Genomic DNA, 19,131 nt, shown 5'->3' on the forward strand with positions numbered 1-19,131 from the left:
GACAATACCGAACTAGAATTTCTCTTCACCCAGAGTCGGCCGCTGAGCAGTAGCCGGAGGCTGCTTTGCGGGCTTGTCGGGTCGGGTATGCGGTGTGGGTCATCATATCGGAGTACGGAGTATCACCCAAATACCCCAGATTGCTGTCGTACGTTCCCCTTCGAAAGCTGGCAGGATGATTTCGTCCAATGCTGGTCGACGGGAAACGGGGACGCCGCTCTTGCTGAGATTTCATGTGAGGAATCGCGAATATCTAAGTACTGCCGGCGGCACGCCGAGCGTCTGTCACCCACCCTCTGTCTGGACCGCATTGGTTGGAACTGCGACCGTGGTGTCTTCAAGCACTCAGGGTTCCTACGGCTTTGCCAATCAGGACAGCGCAACCGTCCAATCCTCTTTCTCCGGCACTGTCACATCTTCCCTGATTTCATCAGGCGACCTACAATCGTCCTCCGCATCGTCGACGGCGATGCCGGCGGCTGCGGGAGATAGCGGCGCGCAAGACAGTGTCACGAAGACAGCGTCCGCTGCGACGGTGTTCCAGACGCCTTCCTCGACATCGCAACGCACCGTGCTTGCCCCGGATCCCTCCGAGGAGGCGGCCACACTGCCCGCCGCTCCCGCGCTGACGGGTGTTACCAGCGATGCCGACACCGGAAGCGCCAAGACGGCGGCGCCGGTCAGCTCTTCCAGCAGTCTCGGCACGACTTCGTTGCGCCTTCAGGCCTCGATAGCATCTGTCTCTCTGGAGCCGAGCCAGGACGTTTCTGCTGAGACGACCGCGCCACCGACAGCATTGGGGGCACTGGCGGCACCGGTGGCACCGATGGCGGCGGTTTCGGCTGCGGCGACGCCCAACAAAATCGCGCTCGAAAACCTGAAACAGGGCAACCCGATCAGCGAGTGGGGTCTGGAGGGCGATGGCGGTGGCACCATTCAGGGTTTTGCCACCGAAATCAGCACGAATATCGGCCAGACGGTGGATTTCAAGATCGCCACCGATTCCACCCACTACCGCATCGATATTTACCGCATTGGCTATTACGGCGGAGCCGGCGCGCGCAAGGTCGACTCGATAGAGCAATCGCTGACATCGGCGCAGATCCAGCCGCACCCGATCGTCGACATGTCGCTCGGCCTCATCGATTGCGGCAACTGGTCGGTATCGGCGAGCTGGGAGATTCCCGACGACGCCGTTTCGGGCGTCTATTTCGCCAAGCTCGTGCGCGAGGATGGCACCGAGGATGCAAGCATCATCCCCTTCGTCGTGCGCGACGATGCCTCGACCAGCGATATCGTCTTCCAGACATCCGATACCACCTGGCAGGCCTATAATGCCTGGGGCGGCGCCAGCCTCTATTACGGCGAAGTCCCCGTCGATCCGGCCGACATGATCGGCTACCTGCCGCCGAACTGCAGCTGCGGGCTGACCGCGATCGGCCGCGCCTCGGCCGTCAGCTACAACCGCCCAATCATCACCAATACCAGCCCGATCGGCGGCTCGCATGATTTCATCTTCGGCGTCGAGTCTTCGGCTATCCAGTGGCTGGAGCAGAACGGCTACGATGTTTCCTATATCTCCGGCGTCGATGCGACGCGCAGCGGCAGCCTGCTGCTGAACCATGATGCCTATCTCTCAGTCGGACATGACGAATACTGGTCGGCCGAGCAGCGCGCCAATGTCGAGGCGGCCCGCGATGCGGGTGTAAACCTCGCCTTCTGGAGCGGCAACGAGTGCTACTGGAAGGTGCGCTGGGAAAGCAGTATCGACGGCAGCGGTCAGGCCTACCGCACGATGGTCTGCTATAAAGAAACCTGGGGCACGAGCACGGACCCGAGCAGTACCGGCACTGGCACCTGGCGTGATCCGCGCTATGCCGATCCGGGGCAGGAGCCGGAGAATTCGCTGACCGGCACGATGTTCCAAGTGGACAGCTACCGTTCCGATACGATCACCATCCCTTACGACTATTCGAACCTGCGCTTCTGGCGCAACACCGATGTCGCCGAGCTGCAGGAAGGCGAGACCTATAATCTGGTGCAGAACCTGCTCGGTTACGAGTGGGATTCCGACGTCGAGAACGGCTTCCGGCCGGATGGCCTCATCAATCTGTCGCTCTCCTCCATCGCGGTCAGCACCTATCTGCGCGACTACGGCACGACGGTCGGCGATGCGGTGGCGACCCACAGCCTCACCATGTACCGGGCCGAAAGCGGCGCGCTCGTCTTCGGCGCCGGCACCGTCTTCTGGTCCTGGGGCCTGAACGCCAACCACCAGGGAGCGGAGACGCCAACTGATCCCAACGTGCAGCAGGCGATGGTCAACATGTTCGCGGACATGGGCATCCAGCCGACCACGCTCGATGCGAGCCTGATTCTCGCGACTCAATCGACCGACGCGTTGAAGCCGACCTCGTCGATCAGCTCGCCGATCATCGGCGCAAGCTTTGTCGAGGGGCAGCGCGTCACCATCACCGGCACGGCGCAGGATTTCGGCGGCGGCATCATTGCCGGTGTCGAGATCTCCACCGATGGCGGCCAGCACTGGTTCAAGGCCACCGGCCGCGAGAGCTGGAGCTATAACTGGGTCGTCCAGGCGAGCGGCACCTATACGATCTTGTCGCGCGCCGTCGACGACAGCGTCAATCTGGAGGCACCATCGGCCGGCAAGCAGGTTACGGTCACCCTGCCGGGCACACAGGGCCTGTGGACGCTGGCGGAAAAGCCTGCGGTCGAAACGGCAATCGATCGAGATCCGGTCGAGCTCGGCCTGCGCTTCCAGGCAACGACGGCAGGCTCGGTGCAGGGCATCCGCTTCTACAAGGGCTTCTACAATACCGGCGACCACGTCGTCAGCCTCTGGTCCGGCGACGGAACGCTGCTCGCAACAGGCGTGTCCGTGGGTGAATCGCTCTCCGGCTGGCAGACGGTGATGTTCTCCTCGCCGATTCAGATCGCCGCCGGCACGACCTATGTGGCGTCCTATCACAGCAACGGATTCTTCTCCGTCACCGAGAATTATTTCAACGAGCCCTATGCCAGCGGCGCGTTGCAGGCCGTCGATGGCGGCGGCGTCTTTGCCTATAGCGGCACCAGCACGTTCCCCGGTCAGAACCCCGGTGGCTCGAACTATTGGGTGGACGTGGTGTTCGATGCCGGCCCGAACAGCCAGCCGGTCGCCACCGACGACAGCGGGCTGATCATCGGCCATAACGGAACGCTTGTTATCTCGATTGCCGCACTCGTGGCAAATGATGTCGACGCCAATGGCGATGCGCTGACCATCACCGCCGTCGGCAATGCGCTCCACGGCACGGTTGCTCTCAATACGCAGACCGGAGCCATCACCTTCACGCCGGCGAATAATTATTCGGGCCCGGCAAGCTTCACCTATACGCTGTCGGACGGTCGCGGCGGCACGGACCAGGGCAATGTCAGCCTCACCGTTCAGCCAAGTCCGGCCGGCGAGACGCTGTTTACGGGGAGTGAGGGACCGACCGGCGGCAGCTTCAACGACAATACGGCGATGGAACTCGGCATGAAGTTCGTCGCCTCCACAAACGGCACGATCTCGGGCATCCGCTATTACAAGGCCGCCGGCGACACCAGTGTGCACACTGGCTCTATCTGGAGGGCCGACGGCACGCTCGTCGCCACGGTCACCTTCACCAACGACTCGCTTTCCGGCTGGCAGACAGCAACCTTCTCCACGCCGCTGCAGATCACGGCGGGTGCGACCTATGTCGCCTCCTACCACACGACCGGCAGCTATGTGGCAACGGCAGGCTATTTCAACACGGCGCATACCAACGGCTCGCTGACGGCGCTGGCCGGCACGAACGGCGTCTATGCCGTCGGATCGGGCTCGACCTTCCCGACCCAGAGCTACCAGTCGTCGAATTACTGGGTCGATGTCGTCTTCAACCAGTCGACGGGCAACACGGTGCCGGTTGCCGCCAACGACAACGGCTACACGACCTATGCCAACACGGCCCTGTCGATTACCGCGGCCAAGCTGCTTGCCAACGACAGCGACAGCGATGGCGACCCGCTGAACATTACTGGCGCCAATGGCGCGGTCAACGGAACGGTGACCTTCAACAGCCAGACCAACACGGTGATCTTCACGCCGAATTCGGGCTATACGGGCGTCGCAAGCTTCTCCTATTCGATCTCGGACGGCCATGGCGGCACGGCCTCGGCCACCGTCAGCCTCACTGTCAATTCGCAGCCCGGCGGCGGCACGACCTCGAGCTTGTTTACAAGCGCCGACACGTCGGGTGCAGCCGCCGCCAATGACGCCAACTCGGTCGAACTTGGCGTCAAGTTCATCGCTTCCGCCAACGGCCAGATCACGGGGCTCACCTATTACAAGAGCGCTCAGGATACCGGCACGCATGTCGGCTCGCTCTGGACCACGAGCGGCCAGCTCCTTGGCCAGGCAACCTTCATCAACGAGACGGCAAGCGGCTGGCAGACGGTCTCCTTCACGCAGCCGATCAATGTCACGGCCGGCGTCACCTATGTGGCGAGCTACCATTCGAACGGCTTCTATTCGGCAACCGCGAACTACTTCACGACGGACTATACGAGCGGCGCGCTGACGGCGCCGGCAAGTTCGGTCAGCGGCGGCAACGGCGTCTATGCCTATGGCACGGGCAGCCTGTTCCCGACCGCCTCCTACAATGCCAGCAATTACTGGGTGGACGTGCTCTATCAGCAGGGCGCGCAGAATGCAGTTCCGGTCGCAGCCAATGACAGCGGCTACTCGACCAATACGGGCACGCCGATCACCATCCAGGCGTCGGCGCTGCTTTCAAACGACAGCGATGCCGATGGCGATCCGCTCACGATCACTGGTGTCAGCGGCGGCGTCAACGGCTCGGTCGCATACAATGCCCAGGCCCAGACGGTGACCTTCACGCCGACCGCAGCCTATTCGGGACCGGCGAGCTTCAGCTACGCGATATCAGACGGCAAGGGCGGTACGGCCACGGCCCAGGTTGGGCTCATCATCAACAACCCGGCTGCAGGCCCGGAGCAGAACGTCTTTGCCGCCAATGCAACGCCTGCAATCGTCTCCACCAACGACAATCAGCAGGTCAATCTCGGCGTGAAATTCCAGGCCGATACGGCAGGCTGGATCACCGGCATCCGCTTCTACAAGGGTGCCGACAATACGGGCCCGCATAACGGCTATCTCTGGACTGCCTCGGGCACGCTGCTCGGTAGCGTCGCCTTCAGCAACGAAACGGCAAGCGGCTGGCAGACCGCGACACTCACCCAGCAGGTCGAGGTCGCCGCGGATACGACCTATGTCGTTTCCTACAGCACCAACGGCAATTATTCGGCGACCGGCAATTACTTCAGCACCGATGTGACGAACGGCGACTTGAAGGCGCTCAGCGGCAGTAACGGCGTCTATGCCTATGGGTCGAGCGGGTTGTTCCCGAGCGCCAGCTATAACAGCACAAACTACTATGTGGACGTAGCATTCAGACCGCAGCTCGCGGCGTAGAAAAAGCGAGCGGGGAGTACCGATGACGAGTGCAGACAACAGACTTCCGGTCACGGTCCTTGCCGGGTTTCTCGGCGCCGGCAAGACGACGGTGCTCAATCATGTTCTGCACAATCGCGAGGGACGTCGAGTCGCCGTGATCGTCAACGACATGAGCGAGGTCAATATCGATGCCGATCTCGTCCGTGACGGCGGAGCCAACCTGTCGCGGATGGACGAGACGCTGGTGGAGCTCACCAATGGCTGCATCTGCTGCACTTTGCGCGACGATCTTCTGAGCGAGGTCCGCCGGCTCGCTAGCGCCGGCCGCTTCGACTATCTGCTGATCGAGGGCACCGGCATTGCCGAGCCGCTGCCGGTCGCAGCCACCTTCTCCTTCCGCGACGAGAGCGGGGCAGCCCTCTGCGACGTCGCGCGGCTCGACACGATGGTTTCCGTCGTCGATGCGATCAATCTTCTGGCCGATTATGCGAGCGCGGAGTTCCTAAGGGATCGCGGCGAGAGCCGGGACGGAGACGACGAGCGCAAGCTGGTGGAACTGCTCGTCGAGCAGATCGAATTTGCCGATGTCGTGATCATCAACAAGGCGCAGGATGTGCCGCCTGCAGCGCTTGCCGAGGTTCACCGCATCGTTGCCGCACTCAACCCCGATGCCCGCGTCATCGAGACTGGCTTCGGCCGGCTGAAGCTCGACGCCATCCTGAATACCGGCCTCTTCAGCGAAGCGAGAGCCGCCCGCCATCCCCTCTGGCACAAGGAGCTCTTCGGTTGGGGCGAGCATGTGCCTGAGACCGAGGAATACGGCATCTCGAGCTTCGTCTATCGCAGCCGCCGGCCATTCGATCCCTCGAGGCTGAGCGATTTCCTCGACAGGAAATGGCCGGGCCTCATCCGGGCGAAGGGGCATTTCTGGCTGGCGACAAGGCCCGACGAGATCGGCCTGCTGTCGATTGCCGGTACGCAATGCCGCATCGACACCAAGGGTTTCTGGTGGGCGTCCGTGCCGAAGGCGCAATGGCCGCGTTATCCGCAGTTCCACCAACTCATCGACCGGCATTGGAACGAGGTCTGGGGCGACCGCCGCCAGGAACTCGTTTTCATCGGCGCCGGCTTCGACGAAGACGCAATCCGCACCGCGCTCGACGACTGCCTGACCGGTGAGGAGACAGGCTTCGATCCGCAGACCGCCGCCGGGCTTCGGGACCCGTTTCCGGCGTGGCAGCACGCACATTCAAATAGTTAGAGCGTCCTAATGGACGTAAGGCGCCCTAAGGTGAAGACGTTTTGATTATCAACTAGAGGAGAGAACAATGAGCAACGAACTTTATGCAGATGGCATCGGCGAAATCACCATCACCGGAACGATCGTGCGCATCGACCTGATGTCGCTCTCGGCCACCGATCGTGACGCCAACAACAATCCGAAGCCGGTCTTCCGCCAGCGAATCATCATGCCGGTCGATGCCTTCGCCAATGCCGTCGATCTCATGCAGAAGGCGCTTGGCGGGTTGGTCGAGTCGGGTGCGGTCCGTCGCATCGGCGATATGCCAGCTGCGGCGGCTGCCGATATTCAGACGGTGCAGGCTGGCGCTTCGAACGCCTCGCCGAACTTCAACTGATAAAACAGGTCTAGAGCGCCGTGCGTCCATTCGGACGCACAAAGACGCTCTAACTTTTCAAATCGAAGCCTCGGTCTCGTATTGTTTCGGGTGGGCCATGAGTAGTTTTCTGCATACCAACCTGCACTGTCTTGCGCTCGTAGCGCGTCATCACGGCGTCGATCTTGCTCCTGAACGACTGCAGCACGATTATGCCGTCGGCAACGATCCCGTTGCCATGCGGCAGTTGCTGCGAATGGCCAAGGATGCCGGCCTCAGAGCAAGGCATCTGACGCTCGACTGGCGATCCCTGTTCCAACTCGGCGAGGCCTTCCCGGTGCTCGCTGAGCTGACGAACGGCAATTGGGTGGTCATCGCCGGCGCTGTCGGGAGCGGGGAGGATGAGAGAATCCGCGTTCTCGACCCGCTGGCATCACGCGCCGAGGTGATGATGCTCAGCGAAGAGCAGTTCGCCAAGGCCTGGCTCGGATCGGTGATCCTGCTGAAGCGCAACTATCGCATGTCCGATGAGGATCGGCCTTTCGGCTTCCGCTGGTTCGTCCCCGAGATCATCAAGCAGCGCAGCTTCTTCCGCGACGTCGCGCTCGCCGCCTTCGTGCTTTACGGGCTGGGGCTGACGACGCCGATCTTCTTTCAGCTCGTCATCGACAAGGTGCTGGTGCATCAGAGCTATGCGACGCTTACGGTTCTGACGGTAGGCATCGCGATCGCGCTCGTCTTCGACGCGACCTTCACCTTCCTGCGCCGTTATCTGCTGCTTTATGCGACGAACAGGATCGACATCCGCGTCGCGACCCGCACCTTCGGCCATCTGCTCAATCTGCCGATCGCGCTATTCGAGCATGCCTCGGCCGGCGTTCTCGTCAAGCATATGCAGCAGACCGGGCGCATCCGCGAATTCCTGACCGGCCGGCTGTTTCTTACGCTCCTGGACGGCGTTTCGCTGCTGGTCTTCGTGCCGATCTTGCTTCTCTACAGCGTCAAGCTGACGCTTGTCGTGCTCGGTTTCGCCGCCCTCGTCGGGCTCGTGGTGATGATGCTCGTCGGGCCGTTCCAGCGCCGGTTGCAGGCGCTTTACCAGGCCGAAGGCGACCGGCAGGCATTGCTGGTGGAAACCGTGCACGGCATGCGCACCGTCAAATCGCTGGCGCTGGAGCCGCGCCAGCGCAAGGTGTGGGACGATTATTCGGCCCAGTCGATCTCCGTGCGTTTCCGGGTCGACAAGATCTCGACCATCGCCCAGGCGATGACCGGGCTGTTGGAGAAGCTGATGAGCGTCGCAATCATCGGCCTCGGCGCGCTCGATGTCTTCAGCGGCGCGATGACGATCGGCGCGCTGGTCGCCTTCAACATGCTCGCCGGCCGGGTCTCGGGACCACTGGTGCAGATCGTCACAATGGTGCACGAATATCAGGAAGTCGCGCTCTCCGTGCGCATGCTCGGCGAGATCATGAACCAGCGGCCGGAGCAGGCGGGCCGTGGGCGAGGTGTTCGGCCGCATCTGCAGGGCCGCATCGAATTCGACAGGGTCAGCTTCCGTTACGGCCCGGATAGCGCGCCGGCGCTGGACAATGTCTCTTTCGCCATTCCCGCGGGCTGCCTCTTCGGCGTGGTCGGCAAGAGCGGCTCGGGCAAGACGACGATCACAAGGCTCATCCAGGGGCTCTATCAGAGCCAGGAAGGGCTCGTGCGCATGGATGGCTATGACAGCCGCGAGATCGATCTCGTGCATCTGAGAACGAGCATCGGCGTCGTGTTGCAGGATAGTTTCCTGTTTCGCGGCTCGGTGCGCGAGAATATTGCCGCCGCCAAGCCCGATGCCAGCATCGAAGAGATCATGGAAGTCGCCCGCATCGCCGGCGCCGAGGAGTTCATCGAGCGCCTGCCGCGCGGCTTTGACACGATGCTGGAGGAAAACGCCTCCAACCTGTCAGGCGGCCAGAAGCAGCGGCTTGCCATTGCCCGCGCGCTTATCACCGATCCGAAGCTGTTGATCTTCGACGAGGCGACGAGCGCTCTCGACCCCGACAGTGAGGCGATCATCCGCGATAATCTGAGCCGCATCGCCGCCGGCCGCACCGTCATCATCGTCTCGCACCGGCTTTCGACGCTCGTCGATGCCGATGCCATTCTCGTCATCGAGCGTGGCAAGGTCGCCGATATCGGCCGGCATGATCAGCTCGTATCGCGCTGCATGACCTATCGTCACCTGTGGTCCCAGCAGATGAGGCAGGTCGCATGAACGCCCACATTAGAAAACCCAGCGAAAACCTGCCGGTCCCTTCAGGCAAAGGCCCTTCAGACAAGGGCCCTTCGGGGAAGGGCAGGGAGCTCACCGCCCGCCCGCCGTTGCCGCCGGCAATTGCAGAATTCCAGTCCGACGCCGTCGAGCTGGAGGAACGCGCCCCGCCGCGCATTGCAAGGATGACGCTGTACTGCGTGACGGCGCTGATTGTTTCGGCGATCATCTGGGCCTCGGTCTCGTCGATCGATGAGGTGGTGATTGCGCCCGGCAAGCTCGTCACCACCCAGCCAACGATCGTCGTCCAGCCGCTCGAAACCTCGATCATCCGCACGATCGAGGTGAAGGTCGGCGAAGTGGTGCATGCCGGGCAGACGCTCGCGACCCTCGACGCCACTTTCAGCCAGGCCGATGTCGACCAGCAGCAGGCGAAGTTCTCCGCGCTCGACGCGCAGGTGAGGCGCATCGAGGCCGAGCTTGCCGGCGACGACTACACGAAGATGGCGGGAGATACGCCCGACCAGGTGCTGCAGGCGCAGCTCTTCGGCCAGCGACAGGCCTTCTACATGGCGCAGCTGCAGAATTTCGAGCAGCAAATCGCCGGCCAGTCGGCCGCTCTTGCGGCGAGCAGGAACCAGGAGGCCGTGCTCAACGACAGGCGCGATGGGCTCTCTCAGATCGAGGCAGCCCGGGAGCGGCTCTATAACAAGCAGAGCGGCTCGCTGATCACGCTGCTCGGCTCGCGTGACGCCCGCCTTGACGTCGAGTCCGACCTGACCGCCGTCCGCGGCCGGGCAGACGAGGCCGCCCACGCCTATGCCAAGCTCCGAGCCGACCGCCAGGCCTTCATCGAGGATTTCCGCCGCGCCGCAATGGAGCAACTGGTGGAACTGCGCGGCCAGCGTGACATGGCTGACGAGGAACTGAAAAAGATGGAACTGCGCCGCAACATGGTGGCGCTGACCGCACCCGCCGATGCCGTCGTGCTCGATCTCGCCCACCGCTCGGTCGGTTCAGTGGTGCGCGAAGCGGAACCGGTCGTGACGCTGGTGCCGATCAACGTGCCGCTCGAAGCCGAAGTCTCGATCAACACGCGCGACATCGGCCGCGTAGCCGTCGGCAAGGAAGCCCGCATCAAGCTCGACGCCTATCCCTTCCAGAAATATGGCACCGCCACGGGCGAGGTGAGAACCATCAGCCAGGACACCTTCCTCACCGGCCAACAGGAGCAGACAGAGACCCCGAGCCAGCCGGCCGCCCCCTTCTTCAAGGCGCGGATCCTGCTTGCCGATACCCGGCTGAATGCCGCAGGCATGCCGGTGCGGCTGCTTCCCGGCATGACCGTGTCCACGGAAATCAAGGTCGGCAACCGTACGGTGATCTCCTATTTCCTGTATCCGCTGCTGCGTGGCCTCGATAACGCAATACGCGAACCGTAGGATGTGACGGATCAGTTCGCCCCGGCGAGATCCCGAGTGAGCACATGCACTGCCGCTACCATCGTCATGTGTCCGTGACCACCTTCGACAAAACCTCGATCCGCTGCAGATCACGCTTGCTCATCGCAATCAGTCCCATCCGCAATCTCCCAGGTCATCAAACAAAGGGAGAGTGACATTCCAACTTTGCGGAAACAGGACACTTTAACTTTGCGGCTACACAAATTGTCAAAGCTGAATAGCGCTGCGACTTCGCCAGCCAGTTAGAAACGCGACACTAGCACCGTCGGTCATGACCTTGCCCCCAAGTTTTATCCAGTTTTGAGTTCGCTCCAGCGGTTTTTGGTTGCTGTTGTTGGTTCGGTAGCGGCGGGTTGCGGTGCGGAGCCATTTCGGCTGCGCAGCACCGCATCACGTCGCGGGTTGAGTGTCTGAGCGAATTCGGCCGGTGTCAGCCAGCCAAGGCCTGAATGCGGGCGTTGATCGTTGTAATCGCTACGCCAGTTTGAAAGCGCGGACCGGGCGTGAGCAAGCGACGAGAACAGAGTTTCATTCAAGAACTCGTCTCGCAGCCGCCCGTTGAAGCTTTCGATAAAAGCGTTCTGGATAGGCTTGCCAGGCGCAATGTAATGCCAGTCAACTTTGGTCCGGTCCGCCCATTGCAGGATCGCGTTGCTGGTGAACTCGCTGCCGTTGTCGCTGACGATCATCCTCGGCTTGCCGCGCTCCTCGATAATCCGGTCAAGCTCCCGTGCGACGCGAAGACCGGAAAGCGATGTATCGGAGACGAGCGCCAGGCACTCCCTCGTGCAATCATCGACGACGGTCAGAATCCGCAACCTGCGCCCATCGGTGAACTGATCCGACACGAAGTCTAGCGACCAACGATCATTGGCCACCATCGGCACCAGCATCGGCGCTCGCGTGCCTATCGCTCGCTTGCGACCGCCGCGCTTGCGCACCGTCAGTTTCTCCTCCCGATAGAGCCGGAAGAGCCTCTTGTGGTTCACAAGGTGTCCCTCGCGCCGGAGCAGCACATGAATGCGTCGATATCCGAAGCGGCGACGTTCATGCGCCAACGCCTTCATTCGCTCGCGAAGCTCATGATCATCGTCGCGCCTGGTCTCGTAACGGACCGTCATTCGGCAAAAACCAATGGCTTTACACGCCCGCCGTTCGCTCATCTCATGATGGCTCATCAGATGCGCGACAGCTTTCCGCTTGGCCGCGGGCGTCACCACTTCTTTCCCAGAAGGTCTTTCAAGGCAGCATTGTCGAGCATCGCATCCGCCAGAAGCCGCTTCAGCTTCGTGTTCTCGTCCTCAAGCGTCTTCAGCCGCTTGGCCTCGGACACCTCCATGCCGCCGAACTTGGCCTTCCATTTATAGATGCTGGCATCGCTGACGCCATGCTTGCGGCAAAGCTCCGAGACCGGCGTGCCTGCCTCGTGCTCCTTCAATATGCCGATGATCTGTTCGTCTGTGAAACGATTGCGCTTCATCCTCTGGTCCTCTCAAATGGGCCAGAGCTTACTTCAAAATGGATTATTTCAACGGGGCAAGGTCAGTCAGCCCCCGATCCGGCCGGCTGGGCCGGGTTGAAAGGGCGGAGCGGGGGCGGGTGATGACACTTCCTTCGGCTTTAGCTTTCTCACTGGCAATTGTTCTTTTGTCGCTCGATACTCGCTGGCACTTGCATGGCGCAGGATGGGGATCAAAGCCGCACGATGCTTCCGGAAATCAACCTGCAGGGGCACGTCGATGTCGCCGCGCTGTCACCACTTCTTCGCGGCATGCTTCTTTCGGTTGCCTATGCTGACGGTGAGGGTGGCATAGGATTGACTGCGACCGGCGCCATGAACCGCAAGTTCGTGCATTGGGCCGCTGTGCACTTCCTCTGGCCAAGCTTCACAGCCGAAGACCTCTACAGCATGAACAAGGTGCTCAATGAAAGCGACATGCCGCCGCTTTGGGTCGTGCGCGACATGGCCCGTCATCTGAAACTTCTTCGCCGAAAAAAGGACGTGCTGCTGCCAACCAAACGCGGCCGGGAGTTTTTGGTGGACCCGCAAGCCTTCTTTGATCTGGTCGCCACGGATTATCTCTATTCGTATGTCCACGCCACCGAGCGGGAAGAGGAGGTCCGAGCGCGGTTACGCTGGTGGCGCATGTTCCTCAATCTTCTCAATATCAAGGCCAGAGAAGGTTGCACACCAATGGAGGTTGTGAAGATCCTCTATCCAGACCTGGCGCCTCTGTCGGACACCGAAATAACCCTGGAAGCCTGGGAGTTGAAATCCGATCTCCAGTACGGCGTCTTTCGACGCTTATGCTGGCTCGGCTTGCTCTATGAGGCACGAGAGGGGCTCACTCTTCTCCAGGACGGATCCTTCCACAAGACGCCACTTTGGGCAGCCTGCCTGCAGTTGGAATCGGATACGCAAAGCGACATCGGCGTGCACTGACGAACTTCATTCCGCTGGCTGCCTCATCAACGCCTTCTGCCTTTTGGCAATCACCTCCGGATCATTCATGAAGTCCGTCCGCCGGCCAGGCTTGCGGCCACGCTTCTGATAACCATTGCCCTGGCTGCCATCGGGAATACCGAACATATGATCCGTCTGGCCGGTGCGGCGAGGGCCGCTCTTGCTGCGCTGCTGTTCCCGCCCAGCCTGCAGCTCGGCGACGATGGAAAGCATGTCGTCGAGACGCTTGTTCTCGACAACCTCTGCCCGGTGGACCGACCGCAATGTATCGAAGGTTCTGTAGGGCAGGGTGAAGCTCTCGTGCATGATCTCGAGGCGGCCGTCCGGGTAGTCGCAGACAACGACCTTCTTACCCGCCAATGGCCTGGAAATCTCGGTCGGATCGAGAATGAACAAGACCTTGTCGTAACGGAGCGTCAGCGACTGCGACAGTGTGCGGACTTCCTTCCGGCACATGGCGCCATCGAGATTCTCATGGTCGGCCAGCGGTCGGTGCATGTCCTTCGGATTGCGCGGTTGCTTGCCGAACCGCGAATTGAAATCCGCAATGAACTCAGGCGCATAGGCATTGGCAGCTTCGATCGTATCGATGCCGCGAAGCCGCATCTCCTTCACCAGCCGATCCTGCAATGTCTGGTTGGCGCGTTCCACACGGCCCTTGGCTTGCGGAGTGTTGGCACAGATAATGTCGATGTTCAGCTCATAAAGCGCACGACCAAACTGCGTCAGGCCGCTCGTCCGGTCTTTCTCTGACGCATGCGTGCTACGGAAAACCCCATGTTTGTCGCTGTAGAACGCGAGAGGTTTGCCCCATTGCTGCAAATACGCCTTAGTCGCATGCAGATAGTCGAACGTGTTCTCTGATCCGGCGAACCGCAGGTGCAGCAGCTTGCCGGTCGCATCGTCGATATAGACGAGCAGGGCGCATTTGGGGCCGCGGTTCTCGAACCACCAGTGATGCGAACCATCGATCTGCACCAGTTCGCCAAAGCAGTCGCGCCGGCCGCGTGGCTGGAAAACCCGTTTCTTGCGTTCCCGGCGCGAGATCCAGATGCCGGCCTCGGTCATCCATTGCCGCAGCGTCTCCTTAGCAACAGAGATCCGGTGCAGCTCGATCAGCTTCTCGCGAGCCAGCGTCGGGCCGAAATCCAGATAGTGCTCGCGGATCAGATCCAGCGCTGCATTGCGAAACTCCTCGCTGTGGCGCCGGTTGCTCGGCTGCGATCGTTTCTTGGAAACGAGGCCGGCTGGACCATCCCGGTCATAGGCCTGCAGCAACCGATGGACCTGACTTCGACTGAGCCCGAGCAGTTCGGCAGCCTGGACAACGCTCAGGCGTAGGTCACGGATCTTCTGGATGACTTCAAGGCGATGCAACTCTTTCTGCGACATGGTGATCATAAAGGACATGACGACTCCGACCGCTCATGGTCTTGACCAGGCTGAAGATCGTCATCCTTGCTCCCAACGTTGGCTTTGACCAGTGCGTCGAGAGGCGAGACTGTCGCATCTCTAACTGGCCCAACTGTCGCATTACTAAATAGCCCTTACACAAATTTGCGGCGTAATATATATTATGGAACATAAGATTGCTCCTGTCTCGAAGCGAGACTTCGTTGATTGAACCAGCTGACGACGCTGGTCGAACGGCGTAGCAAGCCTGAAATGAGGGATTGGCCTGGCGTGGGTGAATTCGCAGTCTACATCTCCACACAGCCAACGTTGTCACATTTTGTTGCATTGCAAGATGCCCTCGGCAGGACTAACTAAATGCTTCAATGGTTGCGACGAATGCGCAGCTTTTGACTAGCAAGCCTCTGAAATAACTTAGAATACGATTACTGAAGAAGCTTTTCTGCATTACTAAAACTTAATCTGCCCTGTGCAGCTCGATGGCCTTCCCTGTGCTATTTGTTAGCAGCTGCAGCATTTAAGGAAAAGCGTCCCGTGAGTAGTATTCCGACAGAGAAAACCGTGCTGGTGTTTCAGGGCGGTGGTGCTTTGGGTGCCTACCAGGCCGGCGCTTACGAAGCTTTGCATGAGGCTGGCATCCGCCCCGACTGGCTGGCCGGGATATCCATCGGCTCGATCAACTCAGCCATCATTGCCGGAAGCCCCGTCGATCAGCGTGTCGATAACCTCAGGACCTTCTGGCATCGGGTATCGTCCGGCCTGCCCGGCCATTTTCTCGGCAATGGCAATGCGATGCGCAAATGGTTCAACGAATCCTCCGCTTTTCTGGGATCTTTGACCGGCGTTCCCGGCTTTTTCACGCCGCGCGTCTTTGCGCCATGGAACATCCCGGGCGACCCGATGGCCGCGATCAGCCTTTACGACACCGCGCCGTTGCAGGAGACCCTCGCCGGTCTGGTCGATTTCGACCTGATCAATTCAGGTGCCATCCGTCTCAGCCTCGGCGCAGTCGACGTTGTTAGCGGCAACTTCAATTATTTCGACAACCGCGATTGCGCGTTTTCGCCCAAACACGTGGCCGCCTCCGGGGCGTTGCCGCCGGGTTTTGCGCCCGTCGAGATCGACGGCCGCTATTATTGGGATGGAGGTATCGTTTCCAATACGCCGCTGCAGCGCATTCTCGGTGGTAGCGAGTTGGAGACAGATCTCTGCATCTTCCAGGTCGATTTGTTCAGCGCCAAGGGCGTGCTGCCCAAGGATGTCTTTGACGTCGATGCCCGCGAGAAGGAAATCCGTTTTTCCAGCCGTACCCGGCTCAACACCGACCAGTTCCGCAAGCTTCAGTCGGTGCGCATGGCGGCCAAGCGGCTGATGGAAAAGCTGCCGCCTGAGCTGAAGGACGATCCTGATGCGAAGCTTCTTGAAAGGATCGGCAATGATTGCGCCGTCACCATGGTGCACCTGATCTATAGGCGTGCCGCCTACGAAACCGGATCCAAGGACTATGAGTTTTCGCGGCTCTCCGTGGAGGAACACTGGAAGGCCGGCCATGACGATGTGGTCGAGACGCTGAACCATCCAGAGTGGCTCAACCGGACGCGTCCGACCAATGGGATACGGATTTTCGACCTTGCCGAGCAACGCCTGCGTGGGAAAAACCATGAAAATTGAAGATGTCGTTCGTAATGCCTTTGCCATGCCGCTGACGAGTCCATCCTACCCGCCAGGGCCGTACCGGTTCGTCAATCGCGAATACATGATCATCACCTATCGCACCGATCCGGAGGCCCTGCGCCGGGTCGTGCCGGAGCCGCTGCAGTTCGATGAGCCGCTGGTGAAGTACGAATTCATCCGCATGCCGGACTCGACCGGCTTTGGCGACTATACCGAATCCGGCCAGGTCATCCCGGTGACCTATGAAGGCGTACACGGCGGTTACGTGCATTCTATGTACCTCAACGACGACGCGCCGATCGCCGGTGGCCGCGAGATTTGGGGCTTTCCGAAGAAACTGGCCGAGCCGTCGCTGACATCCATCAAGGATGCGCTGGTCGGCACGCTCGACTATGGCGGTCAGCGCGTCGCCACCGCAACGATGGGCTTCAAGCATCGAACACTTGACAAGGCGAAAATCCTCGAAAGCCTGAAGCAGCCGAATTTCATGCTGAAGATCATTCCACATGTCGATTGCACACCGCGCATCTGCGAACTGGTGCGCTACTATCTGGAGGATCTGACGGTGAAAGGCGCGTGGGAAGGTCCGGGCGCCCTGGCGCTGTTTCCGCATGCGCTGGCGCCGGTCGCCGACCTGCCGGTGCTTGAGGTCAAATCCGCCATCCATATTCTCTCGGACCTGACGCTGGGCCTCGGCGAAGTGGTCCATGATTATCTTGCAAAATAGGGAGTCCAAACCATGAAGCTCAGGGACAAGGTCTGCATCGTCACGGGCTCGGCCAGCGGTATCGGGCTGGCGATCGCAAGGAAATACGTTTCAGAGGGTGCCAGGGTCGTCATTGCCGACCTGAAGCTCGAGGCGGCGCAAGCGGCGGCCAAGGATCTGACGGCTGCCGGCCCGGGCGAGGCGATCGGTCTTGCGATGGACGTGACCAGCGAGGAAGCCGTGAACGCCGGCGTCGCCGCCGTCGTAGCCAAGTGGGGCCGGGTGGACGTGCTCGTCTCCAATGCCGGCATCCAGATCGTCAACAAGATCGAGGACTACGCCTTTTCCGACTGGAAGAAGATGCTTGCCATCCATCTCGATGGCGCGTTCCTCACCACCAAGGCTTGCGTTCCCCACATGAAAGCGCAGAAGGGCGGCGCGATCATCTATATGGGCTCGGTGCATTCGCATGAGGCTTCGCCGCTGAAATCGGCCTACGTCACCGCCAAGCACGGCTTGCTCGGCCTTGCTCGTGTGGTCGCCAAGGAAGGCGGACCGGATGGCGTGCGTGCCAACGTCATCTGCCCCGGCTTCGTCCGGACGCCGCTGGTCGACAAGCAAATTCCGGAACAGGCAAAGGAACTCGGAATTTCCGAAGACGAGGTCATCAAGAAGGTAATGCTCGGCGGCACGGTGGATGCACAGTTTACGACGGTCGACGATGTCGCAGAAGTGGCGCTGCTCTTTGCCGGTTTCGAAACCAATGCTCTCACCGGCCAGTCACTCGTCGTCAGCCATGGCTGGTACATGCAGTAACGGTCGCGCTGAGGCATCGCATCTGGGACCGTTAAGGCTCAACCCTGTTGAATGTTGCGGTCGATACCGCGTTGCTCCCGACTTCGTCAGTGCCGGCAATCTCTGATCTACAGCGCTGCGTGTCGGAAAAGACGCGCAAAGGACGCTGTAGTCCTTTGAATTGCTGCATAATTTTAATCCTGAAGTCGATTCCAGTTTAAGCAATTATGCAGTAGTCTCGAATTCTCTCCGCCGGGCAATTCAGCCGCAGGCTCATGACATTCGAACGAGCGAGAGCTGTATTTCATGACCACTCACCGCTTCATTCCGACGAGATTTCACAATGTCATCGGCTCTCTTCCGCCGGCCCTGCACATCGCCGACGGCGATACCGTGGTCACCGAGACGCTCGACGCCGCCGGGCATGACAAGGACGGCACCAAGCAGGCATCCGGGCCCAATCCGGTGAACGGCCCGATCTTCGTGGAAGGTGCTGAGCCCGGGGATGCGCTGAAGGTCGAGATCATCAGCATGATCCCGACCAGGGACACGGGGTTTACCCGCAGCGTCGTCGCCGCCAATGTCGTCGATCCCGAGGCGGTTCGCGACCTGCCGCCGCGCGACATCGCCATCTGGGCGATCGACCGTGAGGCATTGACCGTCCGGCTTTCCGAGCCGGTCGGCGGCCTCGAAAATTTCGTTCTGCCTCTCGCCCCGATGATCGGCTGTTTCGGCGTGGCGCCCAGCCTCGGCCAGGCGATATCGACCGCGACCAGCGGCGAATATGGCGGCAACATGGACTATCGGCTGTTCGGTCCCGGCACCACCGTCCGCTTGCCAGTAGCGGCCCCCGGCGCCCTTTTCTTTCTGGGCGACTGCCATGCCGTGCAAGGGGATGGCGAGATCGTCGGAACCGGTGTCGAGACGACGTTCCAAGTCATGGTGCGGCTGACGGTGGAAAAGAAGGCCGGACTGGTCTGGCCGCGCGGGGAAACCGCCGAAGACATCTTCACCATCGGCAACGCCCGGCCCCTCGATCAGGCGCTCCAGCACGCGACCAGCGAAATGTTGAACTGGCTGGCATCGGATTATGGTCTGGACAGAACGGCGGCCAGCCATCTGCTCGGCCAGGTGGTGCGTTACGATGTCGGCAACGTCTTCGACCCGGCCTACACGATGGCTTGCCGTGTCGCCAAGAAATGGCTGGTTCGCCCAAGGACGCCTCCCCATGCGTGATTGA

Annotated in this window: 12 protein-coding genes; 10 read left to right on the forward strand and 2 right to left on the reverse strand. The window is 60.8% G+C overall.

Annotation, left to right across the window (positions count from 1 at the left end):
• Positions 1-175: 175 nt before the first annotated feature.
• From AC245Y_RS32200 to AC245Y_RS32220, 5 genes are all read left to right on the forward strand, one after another.
• On the forward strand, positions 176-5,518 hold the full coding sequence (locus AC245Y_RS32200; RefSeq protein WP_017997148.1) for a DUF4082 domain-containing protein: 5,343 nt from the start codon (positions 176-178) through the stop codon (positions 5,516-5,518).
• Between the two features lie 22 nt (positions 5,519-5,540).
• Positions 5,541-6,761 (forward strand): GTP-binding protein, encoded by a 1,221-nt coding sequence (locus tag AC245Y_RS32205; RefSeq protein WP_017997149.1) that lies wholly within the window; start codon positions 5,541-5,543, stop codon positions 6,759-6,761.
• A gap of 67 nt (positions 6,762-6,828) precedes the next feature.
• Positions 6,829-7,137, forward strand: a complete 309-nt coding sequence (locus AC245Y_RS32210) for a hypothetical protein (RefSeq protein WP_012760108.1) — start codon at positions 6,829-6,831, stop codon at positions 7,135-7,137.
• Between the two features lie 97 nt (positions 7,138-7,234).
• Positions 7,235-9,379, forward strand: a complete 2,145-nt coding sequence (locus AC245Y_RS32215) for a peptidase domain-containing ABC transporter (RefSeq protein ID WP_017997150.1) — start codon at positions 7,235-7,237, stop codon at positions 9,377-9,379.
• The gene (locus AC245Y_RS32220; RefSeq protein ID WP_017997151.1) at positions 9,376-10,818 is read left to right on the forward strand and encodes an HlyD family type I secretion periplasmic adaptor subunit; all 1,443 of its coding nucleotides are present in this window, start codon (positions 9,376-9,378) and stop codon (positions 10,816-10,818) included. Before AC245Y_RS32215 ends, AC245Y_RS32220 begins: the two co-directional genes overlap by 4 nt.
• Positions 10,819-11,129: 311 nt before the next feature.
• Here the strand turns inward: AC245Y_RS32220 and AC245Y_RS32225 are convergent.
• Positions 11,130-12,319, reverse strand: a protein-coding gene (locus AC245Y_RS32225; RefSeq protein ID WP_085989693.1) for an IS3-like element ISRle4 family transposase whose coding sequence is annotated in 2 segments (ribosomal slippage) — positions 11,130-12,070 and positions 12,070-12,319 — 1,191 coding nt in all. Because the reading frame shifts where the segments join, the coding sequence is not laid out codon by codon here.
• A gap of 225 nt (positions 12,320-12,544) precedes the next feature.
• Between AC245Y_RS32225 and AC245Y_RS32230 the strand changes: the two genes are divergently transcribed.
• Positions 12,545-13,282, forward strand: a complete 738-nt coding sequence (locus tag AC245Y_RS32230; RefSeq protein ID WP_026157354.1) for a hypothetical protein — start codon at positions 12,545-12,547, stop codon at positions 13,280-13,282.
• A gap of 6 nt (positions 13,283-13,288) precedes the next feature.
• Here the strand turns inward: AC245Y_RS32230 and AC245Y_RS32235 are convergent, their stop codons facing one another.
• A complete protein-coding gene (locus AC245Y_RS32235) occupies positions 13,289-14,713 on the reverse strand; it encodes an ISNCY family transposase (protein WP_012755595.1) in 1,425 nt (474 codons plus the stop codon).
• 537 nt (positions 14,714-15,250) lie between these two features.
• On the opposite strand from AC245Y_RS32235, the gene AC245Y_RS32240 reads away from it, so the two are divergent.
• The 4 genes from AC245Y_RS32240 to AC245Y_RS32255 all read left to right on the forward strand — a co-directional run bounded on the left by AC245Y_RS32240 (position 15,251) and on the right by AC245Y_RS32255 (position 19,127).
• The gene (locus AC245Y_RS32240) at positions 15,251-16,387 is read left to right on the forward strand and encodes a DUF3734 domain-containing protein (RefSeq protein ID WP_017997152.1); all 1,137 of its coding nucleotides are present in this window, start codon (positions 15,251-15,253) and stop codon (positions 16,385-16,387) included.
• Positions 16,377-17,117, forward strand: a complete 741-nt coding sequence (locus tag AC245Y_RS32245; protein ID WP_017997153.1) for an acetoacetate decarboxylase — start codon at positions 16,377-16,379, stop codon at positions 17,115-17,117. Before AC245Y_RS32240 ends, AC245Y_RS32245 begins: the two co-directional genes overlap by 11 nt.
• 12 nt (positions 17,118-17,129) lie before the next feature.
• Complete coding sequence (locus AC245Y_RS32250; RefSeq protein ID WP_017997154.1) at positions 17,130-17,912, forward strand: 3-hydroxybutyrate dehydrogenase; 783 nt, start codon at positions 17,130-17,132, stop codon at positions 17,910-17,912.
• Positions 17,913-18,197: 285 nt separating this feature from the next.
• Complete coding sequence (locus AC245Y_RS32255; protein WP_017997155.1) at positions 18,198-19,127, forward strand: acetamidase/formamidase family protein; 930 nt, start codon at positions 18,198-18,200, stop codon at positions 19,125-19,127.
• Positions 19,128-19,131 lie beyond the last annotated feature (4 nt).

The organism is Rhizobium sp. SRDI943 (genome assembly GCF_057653695.1).

Coding starts and splice junctions, on each gene's coding strand:
- AC245Y_RS32200 (WP_017997148.1), top strand. CDS start 176: ATGATTTCGTCCAATGCTGGTCGACGGGAAACGGGGACGCCGCTCTTG.
- AC245Y_RS32205 (WP_017997149.1), top strand. CDS start 5,541: ATGACGAGTGCAGACAACAGACTTCCGGTCACGGTCCTTGCCGGGTTT.
- AC245Y_RS32210 (WP_012760108.1), top strand. CDS start 6,829: ATGAGCAACGAACTTTATGCAGATGGCATCGGCGAAATCACCATCACC.
- AC245Y_RS32215 (WP_017997150.1), top strand. CDS start 7,235: ATGAGTAGTTTTCTGCATACCAACCTGCACTGTCTTGCGCTCGTAGCG.
- AC245Y_RS32220 (WP_017997151.1), top strand. CDS start 9,376: ATGAACGCCCACATTAGAAAACCCAGCGAAAACCTGCCGGTCCCTTCA.
- AC245Y_RS32230 (WP_026157354.1), top strand. CDS start 12,545: ATGCTTCCGGAAATCAACCTGCAGGGGCACGTCGATGTCGCCGCGCTG.
- AC245Y_RS32235 (WP_012755595.1), bottom strand. CDS start 14,713: ATGTCCTTTATGATCACCATGTCGCAGAAAGAGTTGCATCGCCTTGAA.
- AC245Y_RS32245 (WP_017997153.1), top strand. CDS start 16,377: ATGAAAATTGAAGATGTCGTTCGTAATGCCTTTGCCATGCCGCTGACG.
- AC245Y_RS32250 (WP_017997154.1), top strand. CDS start 17,130: ATGAAGCTCAGGGACAAGGTCTGCATCGTCACGGGCTCGGCCAGCGGT.
- AC245Y_RS32255 (WP_017997155.1), top strand. CDS start 18,198: ATGACCACTCACCGCTTCATTCCGACGAGATTTCACAATGTCATCGGC.